This window comes from Alteraurantiacibacter buctensis (assembly GCF_009827655.1).
Classification (GTDB): Bacteria; Pseudomonadota; Alphaproteobacteria; order Sphingomonadales; family Sphingomonadaceae; genus Alteraurantiacibacter; species Alteraurantiacibacter buctensis.
On the sequence record NZ_WTYV01000004.1, the window covers coordinates 172,876 to 191,619 of the forward strand.

The 18,744-nt window shown below is 65.0% G+C and carries 17 protein-coding genes; 10 read left to right on the plus strand and 7 right to left on the minus strand.

The window, feature by feature from the left end; translation table 11 throughout:
- The first annotated feature begins 52 nt into the window (after window positions 1–52).
- Window positions 53–1,153, plus strand: coding sequence for a redox-regulated ATPase YchF (gene ychF, locus GRI99_RS11335; RefSeq protein ID WP_160772150.1), 1,101 nt, complete (start codon window positions 53–55; stop codon window positions 1,151–1,153).
- A gap of 86 nt (window positions 1,154–1,239) precedes the next feature.
- Here the strand turns inward: ychF and GRI99_RS11340 are convergent, their stop codons facing one another.
- Entirely contained in the window at window positions 1,240–2,541 is a 1,302-nt protein-coding gene (locus GRI99_RS11340; RefSeq protein ID WP_160772151.1) for a tetratricopeptide repeat protein, read from the minus strand.
- A gap of 298 nt (window positions 2,542–2,839) precedes the next feature.
- Between GRI99_RS11340 and gyrA the strand changes: the two genes are divergently transcribed.
- On the plus strand, window positions 2,840–5,581 hold the full coding sequence (gene gyrA / locus GRI99_RS11345) for a DNA gyrase subunit A (RefSeq protein WP_337192919.1): 2,742 nt from the start codon (window positions 2,840–2,842) through the stop codon (window positions 5,579–5,581).
- A gap of 20 nt (window positions 5,582–5,601) precedes the next feature.
- On the opposite strand, the gene GRI99_RS11350 is transcribed toward gyrA, so the two are convergent.
- Window positions 5,602–6,276, minus strand: a complete 675-nt coding sequence (locus GRI99_RS11350; RefSeq protein WP_160772152.1) for a lysoplasmalogenase family protein — start codon at window positions 6,274–6,276, stop codon at window positions 5,602–5,604.
- 46 nt (window positions 6,277–6,322) lie between these two features.
- On the opposite strand from GRI99_RS11350, the gene trmFO reads away from it, so the two are divergent.
- The gene (gene trmFO / locus GRI99_RS11355; protein WP_160772305.1) at window positions 6,323–7,675 is read left to right on the plus strand and encodes a methylenetetrahydrofolate--tRNA-(uracil(54)-C(5))-methyltransferase (FADH(2)-oxidizing) TrmFO; all 1,353 of its coding nucleotides are present in this window, start codon (window positions 6,323–6,325) and stop codon (window positions 7,673–7,675) included.
- Here trmFO and GRI99_RS11360 read toward each other — a convergent pair whose 3' ends face one another.
- Entirely contained in the window at window positions 7,676–8,134 is a 459-nt protein-coding gene (locus tag GRI99_RS11360) for an EF-hand domain-containing protein (protein WP_160772153.1), read from the minus strand.
- A gap of 46 nt (window positions 8,135–8,180) precedes the next feature.
- Complete coding sequence (locus GRI99_RS11365; protein ID WP_160772154.1) at window positions 8,181–8,846, minus strand: hypothetical protein; 666 nt, start codon at window positions 8,844–8,846, stop codon at window positions 8,181–8,183.
- Window positions 8,847–9,013: 167 nt separating this feature from the next.
- On the opposite strand from GRI99_RS11365, the gene GRI99_RS11370 reads away from it, so the two are divergent.
- From GRI99_RS11370 to GRI99_RS11395, 6 genes are all read left to right on the plus strand, one after another.
- Window positions 9,014–10,600 carry a TadE/TadG family type IV pilus assembly protein gene (locus tag GRI99_RS11370; RefSeq protein WP_160772155.1) on the plus strand — a complete coding sequence of 529 codons (1,587 nt, stop codon included), beginning with the start codon at window positions 9,014–9,016 and terminating at the stop codon, window positions 10,598–10,600.
- On the plus strand, window positions 10,597–11,061 hold the full coding sequence (locus tag GRI99_RS11375; protein ID WP_160772156.1) for a TadE/TadG family type IV pilus assembly protein: 465 nt from the start codon (window positions 10,597–10,599) through the stop codon (window positions 11,059–11,061). The genes GRI99_RS11370 and GRI99_RS11375 overlap by 4 nt, the downstream gene beginning before the upstream one ends.
- Complete coding sequence (locus GRI99_RS11380; RefSeq protein WP_160772157.1) at window positions 11,058–11,504, plus strand: TadE/TadG family type IV pilus assembly protein; 447 nt, start codon at window positions 11,058–11,060, stop codon at window positions 11,502–11,504. Before GRI99_RS11375 ends, GRI99_RS11380 begins: the two co-directional genes overlap by 4 nt.
- Before the next feature lie 89 nt (window positions 11,505–11,593).
- Entirely contained in the window at window positions 11,594–13,492 is a 1,899-nt protein-coding gene (locus tag GRI99_RS11385; protein WP_160772158.1) for a Tad domain-containing protein, read from the plus strand.
- Window positions 13,492–14,091: a TadE/TadG family type IV pilus assembly protein gene (locus GRI99_RS11390; protein WP_160772159.1), complete on the plus strand. Its 600-nt coding sequence runs from the start codon at window positions 13,492–13,494 to the stop codon at window positions 14,089–14,091. The genes GRI99_RS11385 and GRI99_RS11390 overlap by 1 nt, the downstream gene beginning before the upstream one ends.
- Window positions 14,088–15,023: a TadE/TadG family type IV pilus assembly protein gene (locus GRI99_RS11395; protein WP_160772160.1), complete on the plus strand. Its 936-nt coding sequence runs from the start codon at window positions 14,088–14,090 to the stop codon at window positions 15,021–15,023. The genes GRI99_RS11390 and GRI99_RS11395 overlap by 4 nt, the downstream gene beginning before the upstream one ends.
- 57 nt (window positions 15,024–15,080) lie before the next feature.
- Here GRI99_RS11395 and GRI99_RS11400 read toward each other — a convergent pair whose 3' ends face one another.
- From GRI99_RS11400 to GRI99_RS11410, 3 genes are all read right to left on the minus strand, one after another.
- Window positions 15,081–16,445 carry a pyruvate dehydrogenase complex E1 component subunit beta gene (locus GRI99_RS11400; protein ID WP_160772161.1) on the minus strand — a complete coding sequence of 455 codons (1,365 nt, stop codon included), beginning with the start codon at window positions 16,443–16,445 and terminating at the stop codon, window positions 15,081–15,083.
- 1 nt (window position 16,446) lies between these two features.
- Entirely contained in the window at window positions 16,447–17,457 is a 1,011-nt protein-coding gene (gene pdhA, locus GRI99_RS11405; protein WP_237438322.1) for a pyruvate dehydrogenase (acetyl-transferring) E1 component subunit alpha, read from the minus strand.
- Between the two features lie 239 nt (window positions 17,458–17,696).
- A complete protein-coding gene (locus GRI99_RS11410; RefSeq protein ID WP_237438304.1) occupies window positions 17,697–17,999 on the minus strand; it encodes an FtsB family cell division protein in 303 nt (100 codons plus the stop codon).
- 202 nt (window positions 18,000–18,201) lie between these two features.
- On the opposite strand from GRI99_RS11410, the gene GRI99_RS11415 reads away from it, so the two are divergent.
- On the plus strand, window positions 18,202–18,741 hold the full coding sequence (locus GRI99_RS11415) for a hypothetical protein (RefSeq protein WP_160772163.1): 540 nt from the start codon (window positions 18,202–18,204) through the stop codon (window positions 18,739–18,741).
- The last annotated feature ends 3 nt before the right edge of the window (window positions 18,742–18,744 follow it).

Genomic DNA, 18,744 nt, shown 5'->3' on the forward strand with positions numbered 1-18,744 from the left:
CCCGCCTCACCTAAGGCGCAGCCCTACTCCTTAATCTGACGGGACACGCAAAATGGGATTCCGCTGCGGGATCGTGGGTCTGCCCAATGTCGGCAAGTCGACCCTGTTCAACGCCCTTACCGAAACGCAGGCAGCGCAGGCGGCCAACTATCCGTTCTGCACGATCGAGCCGAACGTGGGCAACGTGGGCGTGCCCGATCCGAGGCTGGACAAGCTGGCGGCGATTGCCGGCAGCCAGAAGATCATTCCCACCCAGCTCGGCTTTGTCGACATTGCCGGCCTGGTGCGCGGTGCTTCGAAGGGCGAAGGCCTGGGCAACCAGTTCCTTGGCAATATCCGCGAGGTGGACGCCATCGTCCACGTGCTGCGCTGCTTCGAGAACGATGACATCCAGCACGTCGACAACAAGGTGGACCCGATCAGCGACGCGGAAACGGTCGAAACCGAACTGATGTTGAGCGACCTGGAAAGCCTGGAGAAGCGCGTCCCGGCCGCGCAGAAGAAGGCCGCCCAGGGCGACAAGGAACAGAAGATCGTCGCCTCCGTGCTGGGCCAGGCGCTCGACCTGCTACGCGAGGGCAAGCCCGCCCGCCTGGTCGAGCCGAAGGATGACGAGGAAGCCCGCGTGTTCAAGCAGGCGCAGCTCCTCACCGCCAAGCCGGTGCTCTACGTGTGTAACGTGGAGGAAGAAAGCGCCGCCAATGGCAACGCCTTTTCCGCCAGGGTATTCGAGAAGGCCAAGGCCGAAGGCGCCAATGCCGTGATCGTCTCTGCCGCCATCGAGAGCGAGCTGGTGGGCATGGAGCCGGAAGAACGGCTGGTCTTCCTGGAAGAGATGGGCCTGCACGAAACCGGCCTCGCCCGCGTGATCCGCGCCGGGTATGACCTGCTGCACCTGATCACCTTCTTCACCGTCGGCCCCAAGGAAGCGCGCGCCTGGACCGTGCACACCGGCGCCAAGGCCCCGCAGGCGGCCGGCGAGATCCACACCGACTTCGAGCGCGGCTTCATCCGTGCCGAAACCATCGCCTACGACGATTACATCGCCCTCAACGGCGAAGCGGGTGCCAAGGACGCCGGCAAGCTGCGGCAGGAAGGCAAGGAATACGTGGTGCAGGACGGCGACGTGATGCACTTCAAGTTCAACGTCTGACGCGGCCCTAAAGGGCAAAAGGAAAGGCGCGGGAGGGTTACCCCTTCCCGCGCCTTCCCTGTTTTCCGGCCTGAGCCTGCGGGCGATCAGCCCTGCGAGGCGATGAAGGCCTGCCACAGCGCGGCCAGGCGCGCGCGGGCACCGCCAACCTGGGCAAGGGTGGCACTGGCTTCGGCCTTCTTGCCGCCGCGATACTCGGCAATGGCCTGGCGCATCAGGTCACGGTCGCGATCGGTCGAACCCTTGGTCAGGGCCATCTCGTACAACGCCTCGGCCTGGGCATAGTCACCCAGCGACATGTAGATCTCGCCCGCCTCGTAGGCTTCAAGGCCGGTCGCGGCCGACTGCGCCTCGCGCAGCAGTCCGGGGGCGGCACTGCGTTCCGGCCCGGCGCGCTCCGATGCCGTGGCGAAGTTCTCGGTATGGAACGAGTCGCTGGCCGGGATCACGTTGGTGCTGCTGCTGCGTTCCAGCACGCGCAGCACTTCGTTGGCCATCAGGCGCGCGTCGAGGCTGCCGACATAGGCGGCAACGTCGGCTTCCGCCGTCATGGCATTGGCTTCGTAGAGCAGGCGCATGGCGTCGGCCATGATCGGGCCGTTGCGCACGCCATCCTGGCTCAGCGCCACGCGCACGGCGTTGCGCACGTTGCGCGGGTTGGGATACTGCTGGACCAGCGGCACCGAGAAGGTGGCGGCAGCCTGCGGGTTCTGCGTTTCGATCGCGCCCTGAAGGCCATAGGTCAGCCACAGTTCGGGCACTGCAGCGCCGTTGGCGGCGGTCACCAGTTCCTCGGCCGACTGGCTCAGTTCGGGAAACTTCTGCTCCAGGAACAAGCTCTGCAGGATCTGCGTGCGCGGATCGATCGAGGGATCGGTGGCGGCCTGCGGCGGGGTGAAGCCCAGAGCCACGGCCTGGCGCAGCGCGGTGCGGCCGGCCTCGAATTCACGCGCCTGCAGCGCGAAGTTGCCGACGTAATAGTAGAACTGGCCCTGGTTTTCCGGGGCCACCTTGCCGCTGGCCAGCATCATTTCGATGCCCTGGCGCTGCAGGGCTACATCGCGCAGGTTCTGGCCCACCTGCAACAGCATGTTGCCGGCGGCATCCTTCTCGTCATTCGACACGGAAGCGGCCAGCATCGCCGGGATCAGCGGGCGGGCCGCGCTGAAATCGGTAGCGCCCGACTGGGTCACCGCCTGCACGGCGTTGTAGGCAGTGACGAAGGCTTCGCTGTATTCGGCCTGCGGCGCGCGCTGCTGGCGCTCGCGGCGGTTCTGCGCATCGGCGGCACCGGCCACGGCCACGCTGGCAAGCGCGGTGGCAAGGGCAAGCGCGCGCGCCAGGCTGGCAACCTTGCGACCGCCGGTGGAAACAGAAATGGCACCCATCTGTAAGCTCTCCTGAAGGCAAAACCGGCTTTTCCAGCCGACATTCGTGGGGGACAATGCGCCCATGCATGGGATCGATCCCGATTGCAATTGGGCACTAGGTATCCTGCGCTGAACGGTGTTTTAACGCCGGTGCACCCCTCCCGTTCAGCAAGTGTGGATAAAGGGCCCTACAGTCCCCACATGAGGGTCGGCGTGCTGGCCTAACCACCCCCCTTCCCCTAGGGTCCGGAGGCCTTTTCAAGCAAATGACAACAACAACAGGCGACACCCGCAGGTGAGCGACAACGACGACATTATCCCGTCCGGCAACGGTTCTGCAGTTCCGGGCGATTACGAGCGCATCGACATCGTCGATGAGATGAAGACGTCCTACCTCGATTACGCGATGAGCGTGATCGTCAGCCGCGCGCTGCCCGATGTTCGCGACGGCCTGAAGCCCGTCCACCGCCGCATCCTCTATGCCGCGCAGGAAGGCGGCTATGTCGCCGGGCGGCCTTACCGCAAGAGCGCCAATATCGTCGGCGACGTGATGGGTAAGTACCACCCGCATGGCGACAGCGCGATCTATGACGCGATGGCCCGCATGGTGCAGCCGTGGTCGCTGCGCGTTCCGCTGATCGACGGCCAGGGCAACTTCGGCTCCATGGACCCCGATCCGCCGGCGGCCATGCGCTACACCGAAAGCCGCCTGGCACGTGTGGCCAACATGCTGCTGGACGATCTCGACAAGGATACGGTCGATTTCGTCGACAACTACGATGCCTCGCGGCAGGAACCTTCCGTTCTGCCCGCCCGCTTCCCCAACGTGCTGGTCAATGGCACCGGCGGCATTGCCGTGGGCATGGCCACCAACATCCCGCCGCACAACCTGGGCGAGGTGATCGATGGCTGCCTGGCCTATATGGATAACCCGGCCATCACCTCGGAAGAGCTGATGCAGTTCATTCCCGGGCCGGACTTCCCCACCAGCCCGCTGATCCTGGGCCAGCACGGCGCGCGGCAGGCCTATACCACCGGCCGTGGCTCCATCCTGATGCGCGCCGCGCACGAGATCGAGAACACGCGCGGTGATCGCCAGTCGATCGTGCTCACCTCCATCCCCTACCAGGTGGGCAAGAGCGGCCTGGTGGAGAAAATCGCCGAAGCCGCCAAGGACAAGCGGATCGAGGGCATCTCCGACATCCGCGACGAGAGCAGCCGCGAAGGCGTGCGCGTGGTGGTGGACCTGAAGCGCGATGCCTCACCCGAGGTCGTGCTCAACCAGATCTGGCGCTATACCCCGGCGCAGGCCAGCTTCCCGGCCAACATGCTGGCGATCCGCGGCGGGCGGCCCGAAACGCTGACCCTGCGCGACATCATCCAGGCCTTCATCCAGTTCCGCGAGCAGGTGATCACGCGGCGCACCAAGTTCGAACTGAACAAGGCGCGCGAGCGGGCGCACATCTTGCTGGGCCTGGTCGTTGCCGTGTCCAATATGGACGAGGTGGTGGCGATGATCCGCTCCTCGCCCAATCCGGCAGAGGCGCGCAACCGCCTGCTGGCCAAGGAATGGCCGATCGGCGATATCGCCCAATACATTCGCCTGGTGGAAGCGATCGAGCCTTCGCTTGACGAAAGTGGCGGCACCTATCGCCTGTCGGACCGGCAGGTGAAGGCGATCCTGGACCTGCGCCTGCACCGCCTGACGGCCCTGGGCCGCGACGAGATTGGTGACGAGCTGAAGGAACTGGCCGTCGCCATCGAGGAATACCTGGCGATCCTGGCCGACCGTGCACGCCTGTACGAAGTGATGCGGACCGAGCTGGTCGAAATCCGCGATCTCTATGCCACCCCGCGCATGTCGCCCATCGCGCCTGCCTGGGACGGGATCGAGGACGAGGACCTGATCGAGCGCGAGGACATGGTCGTGACCGTGACCCTCGACGGCTACATCAAGCGCACCCCGCTCTCCACCTTCCGCGCCCAGAACCGGGGCGGCAAGGGCCGCAGCGGCATGAGCACGAAGGACGAGGATGCGGTGTCGAACATGTTCGTCACCAGCACCCACAACCCGGTGCTGTTCTTCTCCACCGCCGGCAAGGTCTATCGCCTGAAAGTTTGGAAACTGCCCGAAGGCGGGCCGAACACGCGCGGGCGTCCTATCGTCAACATGCTGCCGGCGCTGGACACGGGCGAGACCATCGCCACCGTGCTGCCGCTGCCGGAGGACGAGAGCACCTGGGGTTCGCTCAGCGTGGTCTTTGCCACGGCCAAGGGCAACGTGCGCCGTAACTCCATGGATGCCTTCGCCAACGTGCCCAGCAACGGCAAGTTCGCGATGCGCTTCGACGAGGGCAGCGATGACAAGCTGATCGGCGTGGCCCTGCTGGATGCCAGTGACGACGTGCTGCTGGCCACCCGTCAGGGCAAGGCCATCCGCTTTGCCGGGGACGAGGTGCGCGAATTCACCTCTCGCACCAGCACAGGCGTGCGCGGCATGACGCTGAAGGGCGATGACGAGGTGATCAGCCTCTCCATCCTGCACCGCGTGGGCACCAGCAGCGAGGAGCGCGAGGAATATGTCCGCTTCGCCCCGTGGAAGCCGGAGAAGGAAGGCGAGCTGACGATGGAGGCCGAGCGCTATGCCGAGCTGGCGGCGCGCGAGCAGTTCATCCTCACCGTTTGCGCCAATGGCTATGGCAAGCTGTCCAGTGCCTACGAATACCGCCGCACCGGGCGCGGTGGCCAGGGCATCACCAACATCGACAACATCGGCCGCAACGGCCCGGTGGTGGCCAGCTTCGCCGCCACGCAGAGCGATCAGTTGATGCTGGTGACCGACCAGGCCAAGCTGATCCGCATCGGACTCGGCTCGTTGCGCGTGATCGGGCGCGGGTCGGCGGGCGTGCGCCTGTTCACCGTGGCCGAGGGCGAGCATGTGGTCTCCGCCGTGCGCCTTGACGAGGAGGAAGAGCCGGAGAACGCGGCTGAGGAGGCGGTGGCTGAGGAGATGGCCGAGCGCGCGGCGAACGAAAGTGAGGACGAGGCTGGCGAGTAATCCTCGCCGGCGTCCCTGCCCTACTTCACCACCCGCAGTTCCGGTTCCTTCTTGCGTACGGTGTCGATCACGCCGGTGGCGATCAGCAGCACGCCCAGGTAGTACAGCGGCCAGACCATGTATTCGGGGAGGAAGTGCCCATCCAGCGGGCCCATGCGGGCAAAGATCAGCAGGTCGCTGAACAGGAACAGCATGGCCCCTGCCCCCACGCGATAGCGTGGAAAGGCGCTGGCCCAGGCGCTGGCGGCCATTGCGCCCAGGGCGACGGCATAGAGCGCCACCTGCCATGCCCCTTCTCGATCAGCCGGCAGCAGCCAGGCGATCAGCGGGGTAAGGCAGAACGTCATTCCCACCACCCAGCTCTGGCTGGACGTTAACGCCGCGCGGCGATGGCGCAGGAACAGCATCACGGCGAAGAAGTGGAACAGCAGGAACAGCAACCCGCCAATCTGCGTGTCGAACTCCATCGCCATGTCACCCGCTGCGGCCGCCGCCAGCGCCCAGCCCAGCAGCTTCACGTCCGGTCCGGAATGGCGCAGAAAGGCATAGAGCGCCAGGCTGCCCACCGCCGCGCCCTTCACCAGCATCAGGAACAGCTCCGGAAAACCGGTGAAGCGCAGGTAGTAATAGGCCAGCGCCGCCACCACGGACAGCAGCAGAAGCGGGCGTTTTTCGGCCAGGGCACGTCTCGACATGGCCCGCACTCTTGACCCCAAGCCCGCCGGTCTGCAAGCCGCGCGGATGGAATTCGATGTGCACATCATTGGTGGCGGCCTGGCGGGCAGCGAGGCGGCCTGGCAACTGGCGCAGCGCGGCATGCGGGTGCGCCTGTCGGAAATGCGCGGCAGCGGCCAGGGTGGGACCGATGCCCACCAGACCGACGGGCTGGCCGAACTGGTCTGCTCCAACTCCTTCCGCTCCGACGATGACGAGAAGAACGCCGTGGGCCTGCTGCATCATGAGATGCGGCGGCTGGACAGCCTGATCATGCGCGCGGGCGAAGTGGCCCGCGTTCCCGCCGGCAGCGCAATGGCGGTGGACCGCGACGTGTTCAGCGCCGAGGTGCAGAACGCGCTGGAGGCGCACCCCAACGTTACCATAGTGCGCGAGAGGGTAGACGAGTTGCCGCAGGCCGGCCTCACCATCGTCGCCACTGGCCCGCTGACCGCTCCCACCCTGGCCCAGTCCATCGTCAAGGCCACCGGCGAGGACCGGCTGGCCTTCTTCGATGCCATTGCCCCCATCGTCCACCACGAGACAATCGACATGTCGATCTGCTGGATGGCCGCGCGGTGGGACAAGGGGGGCAAGGACTACATCAACTGCCCGATGACCAAGGAGCAGTACCTCGCCTTCGTCGATGGCCTGAACGCCGCCGAAAAGGGCGAGTTCAAGGAATGGGAGGCTAACACCCCCTATTTCGAGGGCTGCATGCCGATCGAGGTGATGGCCGAGCGCGGGGTAGAAACGCTGCGCTTCGGCCCGATGAAGCCGGTGGGGCTGGACAACCCGCACTGGGCCACGCCCGAGCATCCCAACGGCCGCTGGCCCTATGCCGTGGTGCAACTGCGGCAGGACAACAAGCTGGGCACCTTGTGGAACATGGTCGGCTTCCAGACCAAGATGAAATATGCCGAGCAGGTCCGCCTGTTCCGCATCATCCCAGGGCTGGAGAATGCCGAATTTGCCCGCCTGGGTGGGATGCACCGCAACACTTTCATCAACTCGCCAGTGCTGCTTGACCGGCAGTTGCGGCTGAAGGGAGCGGAACACATCCGCTTTGCCGGGCAGGTTACCGGCTGCGAAGGCTATGTGGAATCGAGCGCCGTGGGCTTGCTGGCGGGCATGATGGCCGCCTATCAGGTGACGGGGCGCGAATGGATCGGCCCGCCGCGCACTTCGGCGATGGGCGCCCTGCTGGCGCACGTGACCGGCGATGCCGAGGGCGAGAGCTATCAGCCGATGAACATCAACTTCGGCCTCTTCCCGCCGTTGCCCGATGTCAACAAGAAGGCCCGCAAGGAGGCCTATACCGCGCGCGCAAAGTCCGATTTCGGCCAGTGGCTGGCCGCGCTGGAGCCTGTGCCCGCCTGATCAGCAGCGGCAGCGCGGCGTTGCCGCAGGGCGCGGCGCACTGGTGGCGAACTCGGCCGGGTTCAGCCACCCGTTGCCATCGCTGTCCATCCCGGAGAAGCGGGTGCTGGTGGCCACGGCCCATTCCTCGAAGGTCAGCAGGTTGTTGCCATCCTTGTCGAGCGCGCGGAACCCGTCGGTCCGGGTGGACATCATTTCGTTGCGGGTGATGCGCCGGTCCCGGTCGCGGTCATAGCGGAAGAAGCGCTGCTCCTCGCGCGTCAATTCGCTGGCTTCGGGCGGCGCGGGCCCGCGCATGTCCGCCACATTGGCGCTTGGCAGCGCGTTGGGGTCAGGGCTGCTCGCGGCAGGCTCCGGCGGCGGCGCGCCGCGTTCCACCGCTGCCCTGCCCTGCCACCAGAACAGGCCCACGGCGACCATCACCAGTGCACAGAACGCTCCCAAGACCAGGCGGTTCATGCCCCGCTCCCCCCAATTCCTGCCAGACCCGTTGCCCGCCAGACAGTTAGCGCCCCAACAGCCCGGTCCGCAAGGCCAGCAATCCGGCGCCCGCCCCGCCAAGCTCCGCCGATCCCCGCCGCAGCGCGCGGGCTGAAAGGGCATGGATCACGGCCAGCGGACGAAGCGCGCGCGGCAGGTTGGGCTTCTGCCACTTGCAGGCCAGCGCCAGTTGCCGCGCGGCCGCGGCCTCAGCTTCGGTTCCCAGATGCATGGCCAGGTCGAAATAGCTGGTCTCGCGGGCCGCCTGGGCCGCTGCATCGGCCGCCTGCGGGGCCCCGAAGGCCAGCGCCAGGGCACGCCAGGCAGCGGCGCGACCTGCCGCGAATTCGTCCACGCCGGCGGCAGTCAGGTCCTCCGCCAGCAGGGCTTCCCATCCGTCAACCAGCGGCACGAAGTCCCGGGGTGCCACTTCACCATTTCTCAACAGGCCCAGCAGCGGCTCACCGGCAGGCCACAGTGCCGGATCCTCGCCCAGCCGGTCGCGCCACCAGGCCAGCTTGATCTGGGCGATCATCACCTCGCCCTGCGCCTGCAGGATGCCCGCCAGTCGCCGGTCGAGCAGCCACAGCGCCCCCACCAGCGTGCGGGCACCGCGCGGCGCATAGCTGAGCGCGAGTCGCTGCGGCAACGGCAGCGCATCGGCGGCGAAATCGGTGGCGGGGTCGGACATCGGCGCACCCTTCCGGCCCGCCCGCCCAAAGGTCAAGGCAGCGCGCGCAGCCATGATCGCGCAAGACGGTGGTTTACAGACCGGTAACCAGTTTTGGGAACACGAAGGACACCAAATTCCTTGCAAAGCCCGTTCAGAACTAGGTGCCAAGGCGGGAAACAAGTGCAATGCTAAGCTCCCTCAAGCGTCTCGCAAACGATCTGCGTAACTGCTCCAGCGGCAATGCCACGCTCATCGTGGCTCTTGGCGCGCCGGTGCTGATCGGCGGCGCGGGCCTGGGTGTCGACTTAACCCAGTGGTACATGTGGAAGCGCGAGCTGCAGTTCGCCGTGGACCAGGCCGCCGTGGCCGGGGCCTGGGCGCGCACCAACGATGCCACGTCCGCCACCTATGCCACCCGCGCGACGCAGGAATTCACCGCGAACCTTTCGGTTACCGAGGACTTTGCCGCCACGCCGCAGGTGTCGCTGGCCAACTATTCGGGCGGCAGCAACAACTCGGTGATCGTCTCGGCCTCAGCCACCAAGGCCCTGCCCTTCAGCAGCTTCGTCAGCGGCACCACGGCCACGATCACCGCCTATGCCCAGGCCAGTTTCACGCGCGGGGCCACGTTCACTTCGTGCCTGATCGCGGTGGACGAGGACGAGGACGGCGCCATCACCATCGGCGGCAGCGCCAGCCTTACTGCGGGCTGCGGCATGGCCGCCCTCTCGAGTGACCCGAATGCGGTGATCGCCAACGGTAACCCCACGGTGGATGCCGGCTGGATCCTGGCGCGGGGCGGGATCGACGACTGGTTCTCGACCAATACCGATGATGTCATCATCGAGAACATGGATGGGCTGTACGATCCGTTCGAGAATCTCACCCCGCCCAACCCGACTGAAAGCCAGGTGCAGCGCACGTACAGCTGTGCAACCTCGGCCGGCACCACAAGCGCCACGGTGGGCACGGTCACCACGATGACCTATGCCTATTTCCGTGGTTCGAACTCGAACAACGCGACGGCCTACACCTATGGCAGCCCCAAGCCGAACACGACAAGTTCGAACACCAAGTATAACCAGATCGTCAGCAACTCCACCCAGGCGGGGTCCAGTACCGCCACGTCGACCTCGTGGACGCACGTTTCTGGCAGCGGCAGCAACAAAATCTGGGAACGGCGGATCACCCAGATCACCACCACCTATTCCGATGTGGTGACAACCGGCGGCACGGTGGGCGGCAGCGTGGTGCCCGGCACCTACAGCGACATCTTCGTGAGCTGCAACACCACTTTCGCCACCGGGGTCTACATCATCGACGGCGGCGGGCTGGACCTGACCAGCCAGTACGAGGTGACCGGCAATGGCGTGATGTTCGTGCTGAAGAACGGCGCTTACATAAAGATCCGCGGCGGCTCGACGATCAACCTTACCGCGATCCAGGCATCGGACCTGATTGCCCGCGGCGTCAGCACTACCGATGCGAACGCCCTGGCAGGGATGCTGGTGTTCGAGGACCGCGATTCCGAGGGAACGAGCCGGAACGACATCAACGGCAATTCCACGACCATTCTCAACGGCACGCTCTATTTCCCCGTCAGCAACATCACCTTCTCGGGGACGGCACAGGTGACCAGCCAGTGCCTGATGATCGCTGCCAACACCATCACGCTGACCGGCACCACCAACATGTCGACCTTCTGCCCCAGCGGTTCTTCGGAAGACACCACGGTGGCAACCACCATCGGCGAAGTGAAGCTGGTGGCATGATGCGCCGCGCCCTCTCCCTGCTGCGCCGGGCCCTGCGCTGCCAGGCCGGATCGATGGCCATCGAAACGGCCATTATCGCCCCGGTGCTGATCGCGCTGTCGATCGGCGGGTTCGAGATCGGCTCGATCGTGGCCCGCCAGACGGAACTGCAGAGCGCGGCGGCCGAGGCTGCGGCCATCGTGCGTGCGGCCACGCCTGCAACCTCGGAGGAGCGCACCGCCATCCGCGACGTGGTGGCGACGTCTACCGGCCTTAGCACCGGCCAAGTCAGCGTAACCGAAATCTACCGCTGCGCCGATGCCACGGCCTATGTGACCAGCGAGGCCGATTGCAGCACCGGCGTGGTGATCAACAAGTTCATCCGCCTGGCCATTGCCGATACCTATCATCCGCTGTGGGCCGAATTCGGCATCGGATCGGAGCTGACGTTTGACGTCACCCGTACGGTGCAGGTGGGATGATGCGTCGGTTGCTCGCCACCCTGGCCGGCCTGCGGCGCGATGATCGCGGGGCGATGGTGGTGGAATTCGCGCTGCTGGCGCCGGCCTTCCTGGTCATGATTTTCGGGGTGATGTACGTAGGCATGGGATTGCAGAACTATAACGCAATCCGCAACCTTTCGGCCGACATAGCGCGCCAGGCGCTGGTGCAGCAGCAGAACGGCAATACGCTGTCCCCTTCGCAGATCCGCACTTTCGCGTTCTCGCGGGCGGGTGGCGCGCCCTACATGCTCGATCCTTCGCGGCTGGAGGTGCGGGTGGATGATGCCGCCACCCAGCGGATTACCGGCGTGCGCGAACTGGAGATCGTGGTAACCTACCAGGTGGACAACATGCTGGAGTTCGCCGGCATCCCTGCCCCCTTCTTCACCTACACGCGCCCAGTCTTCCTCAGCACGACCTGACACCTTGGCGAAAAGGCCAGAAGTGTAAGCATATTAACCATGTCCCTTGGGGATAGCCTTACGCCCTGTGCCCTATGAGGCCGAGCATGATGGCAGTGTCCTTCCAATCATGGCGACGCGGGGCAGCCCGGTTCCTTGCGCGGCTATCGCGCGAGACGGCGGGTAACGTCATCATCATTGTGGCGGCATCGCTGTTTCCGCTGCTGGCACTGGTCGGCAGCGGGATCGACATGGGGCGCGGCTATCTTGCGGAGACGCGGCTGCAGCAGGCCTGCGATGCCGGCGTGCTGGCCGCCCGCAAGCGCCTGGGTACCGCGGCTGCGGTAAGCACCACCATCCCTTCGTCCGCGGCAGACACCGGGCAGCGGTTCTTCAACCTCAACTTCCGCAACCGGTCCTACGGCAGCAATACGCGCAGCTTCTCGATGCGGCTGAACGAGGACTATTCGGTCAGCGGCACGGCCACGGCCGATATCGAGACCACGGTGATGGCCGTGTTCGGCTTCGAGAGCATCCCCGTCTCCGTCGCCTGCCAGGCCCAGATCAACATGGGCAACATGGACGTGATGATGGTGCTGGATACAACCGGCTCGATGTCGTGGACCAATCCCGGTGACAGCCAGACCCGCATCCAGGCCCTGCGCGCCACGGTGAAGAGCTTCTATGCCCAGATGGAGGCCAGCAAGACCCCGGGTTCGCGCATCCGCTATGGCTTCGTGCCCTATTCCACCAACGTCAATGTTGGCCACCTGCTTCAGGACGACTGGCTGGTGGACGAGTGGAACTACAACTACCGCCTGCCCCGCTCGGCCGGTGGCACAACGACCAGGCCGATCTACGAAACCCGATACACCTACATCAGCGGCACCTTCACCAACACCTCATCCTACGTCGCGTCCTCGTGCCCTGCCTCTACGCAAGCGCGCGAGGTGCTTAGCGAAACCGTTGATGCCGACGGCTGGACCGTCCAGCAAATCAAGGAAACCGGAACCCGCTACAACTGCTCGCAGATCGATGCCAACACCTACACAGTGTCGGGCACAACCTATAACGACCACCGGTTCGCCTGGGCATCCCGTCAGACCGGCATGGAGACTGTCGACAACTTCGAATGGCGCTATGCCTCGATGCCGGTAGACCTCGACTTCCTTGAAAGCTCGAACAGCACCACCGTGCCGATGGGGGGCACGCCGCTGGCGCCCACCGATGTCACCGTGTCTTATCGAGGCTGCATCGAGGAGCGCAGCACATACGAGATCAACAACTACGGCAACGTCGATCTTGGCCGGGCATTGGACCTGGATATTGACCGCGTGCCAGATCGCAATAATCCCGACACCCAATGGCGCCCCATGCTCAACGAACTGAGCTATCTGCGTGAGGTTCGCACCAACGGGCAGGGCATGTTCACGCCCGGACCAGTCAGGAGTCCTTTGGAATTCGTAAATTCCTGGTGGTGGGGTTATGGCGCCTGCCCGCAACCGGCGCAGAAGTTGCAGGTGATGACGGCCGCCCAGATTGCCACCTATGTCGATAATCTGGTGCCCCAAGGCAGCACCTACCACGATATCGGCATGATCTGGGGCGGCCGCCTGCTTTCCGCCACCGGTCTGTTCGCCGCTGAGAACGCAGACGTGGGCAACGTGCCCACCACCCGCCACATGATCTTCCTGACCGACGGCGAGACCGCGCCGCTCGACATCTCCTATGGCTCCTACGGCATCGAGCCCCTCGACCGGCGGCGCTGGCGGCCCACCTCCAGCATGAGCCTGACGCAGACGGTGGAAGCGCGCTTCAGCTTCGCCTGCGAGGAAGTGAAGCGCCGCAACATCCAGGTCTGGGTGGTCAGCTTCGGCACCAGTGCCAATGCGATCATGCAGAACTGCGCCGGCTCGGGCCACTATTTCGTGGCCGCCAATGCCGCCGAATTGCAGAACACCTTCAGCGAAATCGCCCGTCGCATGGCGGCGCTGCGGATCACCCGCTGATGGCCCGCATCCGCCTTTACCGCCGCATTGTCGCCCTGCGTGCCGACACCGGCGGGGCTGCGGTGGTGGAGTTCGCCCTGATCGCCCCGGTGCTGATCATGGCCCTGATGGGCATGTTCGACCTCACCTACAACATCTACACCTCCGCCATGCTGGAAGGATCGATCCAGAAGGCCGCGCGCGATTCCTCGGTAGAGGATGCCGATGCCGTGGTGGACAACCGCGTCACCAGCGCAGTGAAGTCCATCGCGCCGGATGCCACCCTTACCTTCAGCCGCCGCGCCTATGACACCTATGCCAATGTCGCGCAGCCGGAAGACTTTACCGACCTTGACAACAACGGGGCCTGCAATGCCGGCGAGCCGTTCGAGGACGTGAACGGCAACAACACCTGGGACCGGGACCGGGGCAGCTCCGGCTTCGGCGGCGCGCGCGATGCGGTGATGTACGAGGTGACGGTCAGCTATCCGCGGCCCTTCCCCATTTCGCGCTTTGTCCCGGGCATGGACGCACGGGTGACGACCGTGGCGCGCACGATCCTGCGCAACCAGCCCTTTGGCATGCAGCAGACTTCGGTGCGGGTGGGCAACTGCACATGACCGCAAGCCCCCCTGCCCGCCCCTTGCGCGCCCTCGCCGCCCGCCTGCGGGGCTGCACCGCCGGCCTGGCCGCGACCGAGTTTGCCCTGACCTTTCCGATCATCCTCGCCCTGGGGCTGACCGGGCTGGAGCTGTGCAACCGCACGATCGTGACCATGCAGGTCAACCAGCTGGCCGTGCAGCTGGCCGACAACGCCTCGCGCATCGGTGACGAATCCATGCTCCAGGACCGGCGGATCTACGAAAGCGATATCCAGGACCTGTTCTATGGCGCGGAGCTGCAGGCTGGCCCGTCGTTGAACCTCTATGGCCAGGGGCGGGTGATCCTCAGCAGCCTGGAAGTGGTGCCCGGCACCAACAACCAGTATATTCACTGGCAGCGCTGCATGGGCGCGCTGCGTTCCAATTCAACCTATGGCAATGAGGGTGACGGGCGGAACGGCGGCTTTCCCGGCATGGGCCCCCCGGGCGAGGAAGTGCTCGCCTTTCCCGACGAAGCGGTCATGTTCGTGGAGCTGCATTACGAATACAAGCCGATCATCGGCAATCCGTTTGGCAGCCCATCACAGATTCATTCGCGCGCCAGCTTCACCGTGCGCGATGACCGCGACCTGTCACAGATTTACCAGAAGGACGCATCGAACCCGGCGACGGTGGCATCCTGCGGCAGCTATGGCACCACCAGCTACAGCGATCCCCTGCCTGCCGGATCCAGTTCCAGCTCCACATCGAGCACATCGTCGACCAGCACAACCAGTGGCGGAACCTCGGCTAGCTCCACTACGACGGGCGGCACTACAACCACGGGTAGCAGCACAACCACCGGAGGAACGAGCACGACATCGGGCAGCTCGACCACCACGTCCGGCGGCTCCAGCACTTCGGGCGGGACGACCTGCACCTTCCTGATGCGGCTGCTGTTCCTCTGCTGACAGGCAGGTAACCGGCCGGGGCACACCGCCCCGCGCCGGTATTGCTGCCCTATCGACTCAGCCCTTGTAGCAGACCTTCTTTGCGGCCGTGACGATGCGCGAGGCATCGATCAGCGCCAGCTTTTCCAGGTTCGCGGCATAGGGCAGCGGCACGTCCTCGTTGCACACCCGAATGACCGGTGCGTCGAGCAGGTCGAAGCCCTGCTCCATGCACACTGCAATCACTTCCGACGCGATCGAGCAGGCCGGCCAGCCTTCCTCGGCCACCACCAGGCGGTTGGTTTTTGCCAGGCTGTCGAGGATGGTCTGGCTATCGAGCGGGCGCAGGGTGCGCAGGTCGATCACTTCGGCATCGATGCCTTCTTCCGCCAGCTTTTCAGCTGCTTCCAGCGCAAACTTCACACCGATGGAGTAGGACACGATGGTCACGTCGGCACCTTCGCGCATGATCCTCGCCTTGCCGATCGGCAGCACGTGATCGTCAAGCTGGGCCAGCTCGAAGCTGTTGCCGTAGACAAGCTCGTTTTCCAGGAAGATCACCGGATCGTCACTGCGGATGGCCGCCTTCAGCAGGCCCTTGGCATCGCTCGAATCGTACGGAGCGATAACGATCAGGCCCGGAACGCTGGCATACCACGGGGCATAGTTCTGGCTGTGCTGCGCGGCCACGCGGCTGGCCGCGCCGTTGGGGCCGCGAAACACCACCGGGCAACGCATTTGGCCGCCCGACATGTAGTTGGTCTTGGCCGCCGAGTTGATGATGTGGTCAATCGCCTGCATGGCGAAGTTGAAGGTCATGAACTCGACCACCGGGCGCAGGCCGCCCATCGCCGCACCCGTGCCGATGCCGGCAAAGCCGTATTCGGTGATCGGCGTGTCGATCACGCGCTTGGGGCCGAATTCCTCCAGCAACCCTTGCGTCACCTTGTAGGCACCCTGGTATTCGGCCACTTCCTCGCCCATTACGAAGACGCGCGGGTCACGGCGCATTTCCTCGGCCATGGCATCGCGCAGCGCCTCGCGCACGGTCAGCTTGATCATGTTGGTGCCGGCGGGAATTGCGGGGTCTTCCACCCTTGCGGCCGGGGCCGGGCGTTCGGCGGGTGCCGCCGCCTCGGGAGCCGGGGACGGAGCGCTTTTTGCTGCGGCCGCAGGCGATGCAACGGGCGCCGCCACCTCGCCCTCGCCGTTCAGCACGGCGATTACCGTGCCCACCTTCACGCCTTCGGAGCCTTCGGGAACCAGGATCTGGCCCACGGTGCCCTCGTCGATGGATTCGAACTCCATCGTCGCCTTGTCGGTCTCGATCTCGGCCAGCACGTCGCCGGCTTTCACGCTGTCGCCTTCCTTCACCAGCCACTTGGCCAGCGTGCCTTCCTCCATCGTGGGGGAGAGCGCGGGCATCTTCAGTTCAATCGCCATCTCAGTAGGTCCCCACCAGCACGTCGGTATAGAGTTCGGACGGAGCCGGTTCGGGCGACTTTTCGGCAAAGTCAGCCGCCTCGGCCACGCTGGTGCGAATGTCCTTCTCGATATCCTTCAGCCGGTCTTCCGAAACGCCCAGCTTGAGCAGTTCGGCCTTGGCCATCTCGATCGGGTCGCTCTTCTCGCGAACGCCCTGCACTTCCTCGCGGGTGCGATACTTGGCCGGGTCGGACATGGAGTGGCCGCGATAGCGATAGGTGTTGAGCTCCATCAGCACCGGCCCGTTGCCGCCGCGCACGTGTTCCACCGCGATGCGGGCGGCCTGGTGCACTTCCAGCACGTCCATGCCGTTCACTTCCATGCCGGGAATGCGGAAAGCCGTGCCGCGGCGATAGAACTCGGTCTCGGCGCTGGAGCGCTTGACGCTGGTGCCCATGGCGTACTGGTTGTTCTCGACCACGAAGATAATCGGCAGGCCCCACAGGCTGGCCATGTTCATGGTTTCATAGACCTGGCCCTGGTTGGCCGCACCGTCACCGAAGTAGGCCATGCACAGGCCGCCATCCTCGTTGTACTTGTGGGCAAAGGCCAGGCCCCCGCCCAGCGACACCTGCGCGCCGACGATGCCGTGGCCGCCGTAGAAGGCATGCTCGGTGCTGAACATGTGCATCGAGCCGCCCTTGCCCCGGCTGATGCCGGCTTCGCGCCCGGTCAGTTCGGCCATGATGATCTTGGGATCGATGCCATAGGCCAGCATGTGGCCATGGTCGCGATAGCCGGTGATCACGCTGTCCTTGCCTTCGTTCAGCGCGCTTTGCAGACCCACCGCAACCGCTTCCTGGCCAATGTACAGGTGGCAGAAACCGCCGATCAGGCCCAGGCCATATAGCTGGCCGGCCTTCTCCTCGAACCGGCGGATCAGCAGCATCTTCTGGTAGAAGCCCAGCAACTCTTCCTCGCTGGCGTTGAAGCGGCGGTCCTTCTCGAACCGTTCCTGCAGGCTGCGCAGCTCGAAATTGTCGCCATTACCGGCATTTGCCGCAGACTTTGCGGTCTTGCCGCCAGATGCAGAAGAAGAAGCTGATCGTGCCAAAATCCACCATCCCGATGCGCGCCGGAGGGGCCGGCGCCGCTTGCCGTTCGGCTATAGGCAGATCATCGGCGGCCATGCAACGGGGCGAATCAGCAATGAACCGATGCGGTTAGAAAAGCTGCAAGTGGGTACCCGCGCGGTTTGCGCGGAGGGAGCTACTGCTCCAGATCGATGACGTATTCGTCAGGGTGGGCGACGTTGAGGTTCTGCCGCACCTGCTCGCTGGCAAGGTCCGGATCGACATGATCAGGGTCCAGCAGGTCAACCCGGTTGCGCAGCACGGCACGCTGCTGTTCCAGCGCGGCGATCTGTTGTTCGCGATGATCCAGCAGGGCAGACTGCTCGCTCCACGCCAGCAGGCCGAACGGGCCAATCAGCGCCATGGCCCCCAGCCCCAGCAGCCATGCCAGGGAGAACCACTGCATGCGTTTCTCGCGCCGGGCCGATTGAGCGTTCATGATGCAACAGAATCATACTTCAGGCGGCGATTCAAGCACTTTCGCCGGTGTTCGTTGACGGTGCCAGAACATCTCCCCCGTAGTGCCTTGCGAATTTCCGGAGCGCAGGCTGCCAAATTGTTGATTAAGCCCAGCGCAAGTTACTTGCCTGTAACGCCGGGCAAGGCCACTAGGGGGCATCGCAAGGGAGACCCATCCGATCATGTTCGCGCAGCGCGTAGCCATCGTTCTCGCCGGCAGCAGTGCCCTCGCCTGCCTGCCTGCTCCGGCTTTTGCCCAGGTGCCGGAAGGGGTCACCCTCAATATCCTGCGCGAGTGTTCGCGGATCGATGATCCCTCTGCTCGCCTGGCCTGCTATGATAACAACATGCGCGCGGCTGGCGGCCAGGCCCGGAACACCATCCCGGGCCAGGTACAGGTGCAAGGTGGCGGTGCGGTAAGCACGGACGGCCGCCCGGCAGGTTTCGGGCGCGAGGACCTGCCCGTGCCGCAGGCAGCACAGGCCCAGAGCTATGGTCCGGACGAGATTACGGCCACGGTCACCGAAGTGACCCAGCGTGGCCCCGGCATCTATCTGCTGACGCTGGAAGGCGACGCGCAGTGGGTGTTCACGGAAGGCGTCAGCATGTCGTACAACCCGCCGCGTCGCGGATCGCGGGTGGAAATCATGCGCGGCGCGATGGACAGCTTCCTGCTTCGGTTCGACAATCAGGAGTCGGTGCGCGTCCGCCGGGTCCAGTGAGGC

Excerpts from the sequence above, each read along its gene's own strand:
- GRI99_RS11410 (WP_237438304.1), bottom strand. The coding sequence starts at position 17,999 with ATGAACGCTCAATCGGCCCGGCGCGAGAAACGCATGCAGTGGTTCTCC.
- GRI99_RS11370 (WP_160772155.1), top strand. The coding sequence starts at position 9,014 with ATGCTAAGCTCCCTCAAGCGTCTCGCAAACGATCTGCGTAACTGCTCC.
- trmFO (WP_160772305.1), top strand. The coding sequence starts at position 6,323 with ATGGAATTCGATGTGCACATCATTGGTGGCGGCCTGGCGGGCAGCGAG.
- GRI99_RS11380 (WP_160772157.1), top strand. The coding sequence starts at position 11,058 with ATGATGCGTCGGTTGCTCGCCACCCTGGCCGGCCTGCGGCGCGATGAT.
- GRI99_RS11390 (WP_160772159.1), top strand. The coding sequence starts at position 13,492 with ATGGCCCGCATCCGCCTTTACCGCCGCATTGTCGCCCTGCGTGCCGAC.
- GRI99_RS11385 (WP_160772158.1), top strand. The coding sequence starts at position 11,594 with ATGGCAGTGTCCTTCCAATCATGGCGACGCGGGGCAGCCCGGTTCCTT.
- GRI99_RS11375 (WP_160772156.1), top strand. The coding sequence starts at position 10,597 with ATGATGCGCCGCGCCCTCTCCCTGCTGCGCCGGGCCCTGCGCTGCCAG.
- GRI99_RS11365 (WP_160772154.1), bottom strand. The coding sequence starts at position 8,846 with ATGTCCGACCCCGCCACCGATTTCGCCGCCGATGCGCTGCCGTTGCCG.
- GRI99_RS11340 (WP_160772151.1), bottom strand. The coding sequence starts at position 2,541 with ATGGGTGCCATTTCTGTTTCCACCGGCGGTCGCAAGGTTGCCAGCCTG.
- GRI99_RS11400 (WP_160772161.1), bottom strand. The coding sequence starts at position 16,445 with ATGGCGATTGAACTGAAGATGCCCGCGCTCTCCCCCACGATGGAGGAA.
- GRI99_RS11415 (WP_160772163.1), top strand. The coding sequence starts at position 18,202 with ATGTTCGCGCAGCGCGTAGCCATCGTTCTCGCCGGCAGCAGTGCCCTC.
- GRI99_RS11350 (WP_160772152.1), bottom strand. The coding sequence starts at position 6,276 with ATGTCGAGACGTGCCCTGGCCGAAAAACGCCCGCTTCTGCTGCTGTCC.
- GRI99_RS11395 (WP_160772160.1), top strand. The coding sequence starts at position 14,088 with ATGACCGCAAGCCCCCCTGCCCGCCCCTTGCGCGCCCTCGCCGCCCGC.
- ychF (WP_160772150.1), top strand. The coding sequence starts at position 53 with ATGGGATTCCGCTGCGGGATCGTGGGTCTGCCCAATGTCGGCAAGTCG.
- GRI99_RS11360 (WP_160772153.1), bottom strand. The coding sequence starts at position 8,134 with ATGAACCGCCTGGTCTTGGGAGCGTTCTGTGCACTGGTGATGGTCGCC.